Consider the following 5479-nt stretch of genomic DNA (forward strand, 5'->3'; position numbering starts at 1 on the left):
GCGTTGATTGGCGGCCGCAGGGCTGTTCGGGCAGGGTCAGGCTGCCACATCAGGAGAGTTCGTTCATGTCGGTTGTCGCGCTGCCGCCTTACGATTCGCTTGTTTGACGCCACGCCGCAAGCGGCGGGCTTTCGGGCGGGAAGATCGTTTCCATCACTCTCTCGGTTGTCGCGCTGCCGCCTTACGATTCATCTTTTTGACGCCACCCCGCAAGCGGCGGATGAAGGCAGATCAATCCAGCCGGAAGTTGCGCTGCGGCTCGCTGGATTTGAGGTCCACCAGAACCGTCTCGCCGCCGATGGCGCGCTGGCCCTCGGTGACGAGCGCGCGCGCATCCGCCGAAACGTAGATATCTGTCCGCGAACCAAAGCGGATGAGGCCGAAGCGCGCGCCGGCGGTGATCTCCTCGCCCTCCTTCACGAAGCAGAGGATGCGCCGCGCGATGAGCCCGGCGATCTGCACGCAGCCGATGAGGCCGGAGGACGATTCGATCACGAGGCTGTTGCGCTCGTTGTCCTTCGAGGCCTTGTCGAGATCGGCGTTGAGAAACAGGCCGGGCGTGTAGACGATCTTACGGATGCGACCCGAAACCGGCGCGCGGTTGATGTGCACGTCGAAGACCGAGAGAAAGATCGAGATCATCAGCATCGGCTGGTCACCAAGGCCCAGTTCGGGCGGCGGCACGGCATGGCCCACGAAGCTCACGCGGCCGTCCGCCGGGGAAACAACGAGCCCTTCCCGCAAAGGCGTCACGCGCTTCGGGTCGCGGAAGAAATAGGCGACGAACAGGGGCAAGAGCCAGAAGATCCAGCCCACACGCGGCAGAAGCCAATCCGCCGCCAGCGCGAGAACAACCGCCCCGGCCACGAAAAGGAAGCCCTCGGGATGGATCGGGGTGATCTGTTTGCGAATGGACGCGACAATCGACATGAACGAACTCTCCTGATGTGGCAGCCTGACCCTGCCCGAACAGCCCTGCGGCCGCCAATCAACGCGCCGCTCCCTAACATGCGGCGGGCGCGCGGGGAAAGGCCTGCCAAGTGCCTTCAGAATTCCTGCAAACCTTTGCCGGGGCACCGTTTTGCCCAATGGTCAAAACCGAAGGATGTGTTAATTTGACGCACAAGGCAAAGAATCCTGCTTCCATCAGTTGAGATCGCAAAAGAAGATTGATGAAAAATATCAAAATATTACGCTGAATCCACCGCAAGAGGCCGGCTTTTCCGCCCGAACGGGGACCCGGAATGGGCTGGCAGGGAGGTTGTCATGGACCATTCGCTTGGCATCGCCTGCATCGGTTACGGTTCCATGCGCATGTTGCGCGCCCATCGCTTTTCTCTCGCTCCGGCCCAGAGCCCGGCCCGCCTCATCCTGGCAGAACCCGATCCCGTCGCGTTCTGCGTGGAGGCCATGAGCCGGGACCACCCCGAATGGGTGGAACGGATCGACCAGGATACACGAACCTTCATCCGCAAGCGCCTGCAGCGCGAGGCAGAGCGCGCTGGACCGATGCATTTGCACTGATTTGGGGCCGTGTTCTGGTGGAAGAGCGGGGCTTATTGCGCATCCACAAGCCCTTTTCTGGCCTGAACGCGGCTTATGCCTGAATCGAGGTGCGCAGGCTCGGCTCCTCGGTTTCCGCCGCACGCTTCAGGGTCTCGCGGGCGAGGTCCACCTCGCGCTGGCGATTCCACATGCCGGCATAGAGGCCGCCCTTCGCGAGCAGCTCCTCATGCGTGCCGCTTTCGGCGATCACGCCCTTGTCAAGCACGATGATCTTGTCGGCATTCACCACCGTCGAGAGCCGATGCGCGATGACCAGCGTGGAGCGCCCGCGCGAGACACGCTCCAGCGCATCCTGGATTTCCTTCTCGGTGTAGCTGTCGAGCGCGGAGGTCGCCTCGTCCAGCACGAGGATCGGCGGCCCCTTGAGAATGGTCCGCGCAATGGCCACGCGCTGCTTTTCACCGCCCGAGAGTTTCAGTCCGCGCTCGCCCACCTGTGATTCGTAGCCTTCCGGCAATTGCCGGATGAACGGATCGATCTGCGCGAGGCTCGCGGCCTTCTCGATCTCCGCCTTGTCGGCGTCATGCCGACCATAGCCGATATTGTAGGCGATGGTGTCGTTGAAGAGCACCGTATCCTGCGGGACAATGCCGATGGAATCCCGCAGGGAAACCTGCGTTACCTCGCGGATATCCTGGCCGTCGATGGTGATGCGTCCCTCGATCACATCGTAGAATCGGAAAAGCAGGCGCGAGAGCGTGGATTTTCCCGCTCCCGAAGGCCCGACAATCGCCACCGTCTGCCCCGGCGGCACCTCGAAGGACACCCCCTTCAGGATCGACCGCTCGGGCACATAGTGGAACTTCACATCCTCGAAGCGGATGCGCCCTTCCTTCACCGTGAGCGGCTTTGCATCCGGGCGATCCTCCACCTCCGCATTCCTGTTCAGGATGTCGAACATCTTCTCGATGTCGATGATCGCCTGCTTGATCTCGCGATAGACCATCCCCATGAAGTTCAGCGGCTGGTAGAGCTGGATCATCAGCGCGTTGATCATCACGAAATGGCCGACGGAGTTCTTGCCGGCCACCACATCGGCAGCGGACATCGCCATGCAGAGCGTCAGCGCGAGCGTGAAGATCACCGCCTGGCCGGTATTGAGAACGGCGAGCGAGGTATAGGTCTTCACCGAGGCGCGCTCATATCGGGCAAGGCTGCGATCATAGCGGCCACGCTCGCGTTCTTCGGCGCCGAAATACTTCACGGTCTCGAAATTCAGGAGTGAATCCACCGCTTTCGCGTTGGCGTCGGTGTCGCTCTCGTTCATGCGGCGGCGGATTTCCATGCGCCATTGCGTGGCCTTCACCGTGAACCAGAGATAGATCACGATCATCACCAGCACGGTGACGACGTAGCGCCAGTCGAACTCGATCGCGAAGACGCCGATCACCAGCGCGAATTCCACGATGGTGGGGATGAGCGTCATCAGCGTCATGCGCGCGAGTTCTTCGATGCCGTCGCGGCCGCGCTCGAGCACGCGGGTCAGCCCGCCGGTCTTGCGCTCGAGATGAAAGCGCAGCGAGAGCCGGTGCATATGCGCGAAGGTGCGCAGCGCCAGTTGGCGCACGGCGTTCATCGCGACCTTCGCGAAAAGGCCTTCGCGCAGCTGCGTGAAGATCACCATCAGGATTCGCACGGCGCCATAGAGCACGGTCGCCAGAACCGGCGCGGCGATGAGCCAGCCAAGGCTGCCGACCTCGTCGCTTCTGCCGCCCGAGGCCGCCACCAGCGCATCCGTCGCCCATTTGAACGTATAGGGCATCATGACCGTGAAGCCCTTGGCGACCAGGATCAGCGCCAGCGACAGGCCGATGGTGCGCTGAAGATCGGGCCGCTCATGCGGCCAGAGGAAGGGCCAGAGCCTGCGGATGGTGGAAAGCAGGGAGGCCTCGCCCTCGTGGGCAGACAAAGACGGGGACGGGCTCGACACGCGACCGAAATCCTGTTCGAAACGGAAGTCCGCAAAGAACCGGCAAACCCGGACCGGACACCAGAAGGGCGACCATTCGCCGCGACTCCTGCAAGATAGGCACGGCGCGCCGGCTTGTCATGCCCCGGAGAAGGATTTTCCCGCTCGCGCCCCTTGCGACTTTGCCGAAAAACGGGCGGAATCAATGCATGGCGATTCGATCCATTTGCGTGTTCTGCGGCTCGGGCAACGGCACCGATCCGCGATTTCTGGCAGCAGCGGAAACGCTCGGCCGCCTCATGGCCGAACACGACCTCGGTTTGGTCTATGGCGGGGGCAGCCACGGCCTGATGGGTGCCGTGGCGCGCTCGGTCCTGCGGCATGGCGGCCATGTCACCGGCATCATTCCGGATTTCCTGAAGGCGCGCGAGATGATGCTCGAAGGCGCACAGGAAATGCACGTCACCCGCAACATGCACGATCGGAAGATGCTGATGTTCGAGAAGGCGGATGCCTTCGTCGCCCTCCCGGGCGGCATCGGCACGCTGGAGGAACTGGTCGAACAGCTCACCTGGAGCCAGCTCGGCCAGCACGAGAAGCCGATTCTGCTTGCAAACATTGCCGGCTTCTGGAAGCCGCTGATGGTTCTCTTCGCCCATATGCGCGAGACGGCGTTCATCCGCGCCGGCCTCGAGGTCCGCTACCAGATCGCGGAGCGCGTGGAAGAGATCATTCCGATGTTGCAGGAAATCGACCAACTGCGTGCAAAGCTCGCCGAATAGACCTTCATGAACAAATCCTTTCGCGCGATCTCTTGATTTCTCATCAATTCAGGCGAATGCTCTGTCCTACTGGTGCATTGAATGGGGATTTCCGCATGCGTTCCAAAGTTTTGATGGCCGCTCTGGCCGGGTGTTCGGTTCTTGCGGCAGGCAGCGCGATGGCGCAGGGCTCGCGGGCGGCGCCGAAGAATGCGAGCGAGGCGCTCGTGGTTAACGGCCGCAGCGTCGCCCTCACCGGGCTCGAAATCACCTCGGCCAAGGGTGAGAAGGTCGGCACGCTGAAGAAGGCGCTGGAGCCAGGCAAGCGGCAAAGCTTCAAGATCCGCCCGCGAAACGGCTGCGTTTTCACCATCTCGGCATCGTTTGCGGATGAGGCGGAATTCGAGCCGACCGAACAGGATCTCTGCATGGACAAGACCATCCGCTTCGTGGATTGAGCCAGGCCTGGCTGCACCGAAAACCGGTTGGGGGGCGTGCTGCGCCCTTCTCACTCCGCCGGCAGCGTGCCCGCCATGTGCATGCGTAGAAGCTTGTAGACCACCGAATCCGTCAATGCCTGGAACGAGGCGTCGATGATGTTCGCGCTCACGCCCACGGTGGTCCAGCTTTCGCCGGTCTCGTCGGTCGAATCGATCAGCACCCGCGTCACGGCATCCGTGCCGCCCTGAAAGATGCGCACCTTGAAATCCGTGAGCTTCAAGCCCTTGATATGGCTCTGGTATCGCCCGAGGTCCTTCCGCAGCGCCTTGTCGAGCGCATTGACAGGGCCATCGCCTTCCGCCGCCGAGATGCGGCTCGTCTCGCCGATCCGCACCTTCACGATGGCCTCGGAGAAGGTGACGAGATCGCCTTTCGCGTTGTAGCGGCGCTCGACATTCACCTTGAAGCGCTCGACCTTGAAGAATTCCGGCACGCGGCCGAGCAGGCGCTGCGCGAGCACATAGAAGCTCGCATCCGCCCCCTCATAGGAATAACCGAGCGCCTCGCGTTCCTTCACCTCGTCAAGAATGCGGTTCACGCGGCTGTCATCCTTGCCGACCATCACGCCGAGGCGTTCGAGTTCCGCCAGCACATTCGAGCGGCCGGCCTGCGTGGAAACGAGCACGAGACGGCGATTGCCCAGCTTTTCCGGCTGCACATGCTCGTAGGTCCTGGGGTCCTTGATCAGCGCTGAAGCGTGGATGCCCGCCTTCGTCGCGAAGGCCGAGGCGCCGACATAGGG

Annotated in this window: 6 protein-coding genes; 3 read left to right on the forward strand and 3 right to left on the reverse strand. The window is 62.4% G+C overall.

Annotated features, from left to right (window positions below):
• Positions 1–231 precede the first annotated feature (231 nt).
• A complete protein-coding gene (locus ACKODO_RS10790; RefSeq protein WP_408983442.1) occupies positions 232–954 on the reverse strand; it encodes a phosphatidylserine decarboxylase in 723 nt (240 codons plus the stop codon).
• Positions 955–1266: 312 nt separating this feature from the next.
• Between ACKODO_RS10790 and ACKODO_RS10795 the strand changes: the two genes are divergently transcribed.
• Positions 1267–1524 (forward strand): hypothetical protein, encoded by a 258-nt coding sequence (locus tag ACKODO_RS10795; RefSeq protein ID WP_408983437.1) that lies wholly within the window; start codon positions 1267–1269, stop codon positions 1522–1524.
• A gap of 73 nt (positions 1525–1597) precedes the next feature.
• On the opposite strand, the gene ACKODO_RS10800 is transcribed toward ACKODO_RS10795, so the two are convergent.
• Positions 1598–3496: an ABCB family ABC transporter ATP-binding protein/permease gene (locus ACKODO_RS10800; protein ID WP_408983438.1), complete on the reverse strand. Its 1899-nt coding sequence runs from the start codon at positions 3494–3496 to the stop codon at positions 1598–1600.
• A 188-nt stretch (positions 3497–3684) separates the two neighbouring features.
• Here ACKODO_RS10800 and ACKODO_RS10805 point away from each other — a divergent pair, with 188 nt between their 5' ends.
• Positions 3685–4257 (forward strand): TIGR00730 family Rossman fold protein, encoded by a 573-nt coding sequence (locus ACKODO_RS10805; protein ID WP_408983439.1) that lies wholly within the window; start codon positions 3685–3687, stop codon positions 4255–4257.
• Between the two features lie 95 nt (positions 4258–4352).
• A complete protein-coding gene (locus tag ACKODO_RS10810) occupies positions 4353–4694 on the forward strand; it encodes a hypothetical protein (protein ID WP_408983440.1) in 342 nt (113 codons plus the stop codon).
• Positions 4695–4744: 50 nt separating this feature from the next.
• Here ACKODO_RS10810 and ACKODO_RS10815 read toward each other — a convergent pair.
• Positions 4745–5479 (reverse strand): alpha-isopropylmalate synthase regulatory domain-containing protein (locus ACKODO_RS10815; RefSeq protein WP_408983441.1); only part of this gene is annotated, 735 nt, incomplete at its 5' end.

Source organism: Rhabdaerophilum sp. (assembly GCF_046092605.1).
In the GTDB taxonomy this organism is placed as follows: domain Bacteria; phylum Pseudomonadota; class Alphaproteobacteria; order Rhizobiales; family Beijerinckiaceae; genus Rhabdaerophilum.

Bases quoted from the DNA above. Each gene is read 5' to 3' on its own strand.
- ACKODO_RS10810 (WP_408983440.1), top strand. From the start codon at position 4,353: ATGCGTTCCAAAGTTTTGATGGCCGCTCTGGCCGGGTGTTCGGTTCTT.
- ACKODO_RS10795 (WP_408983437.1), top strand. From the start codon at position 1,267: ATGGACCATTCGCTTGGCATCGCCTGCATCGGTTACGGTTCCATGCGC.
- ACKODO_RS10805 (WP_408983439.1), top strand. From the start codon at position 3,685: ATGGCGATTCGATCCATTTGCGTGTTCTGCGGCTCGGGCAACGGCACC.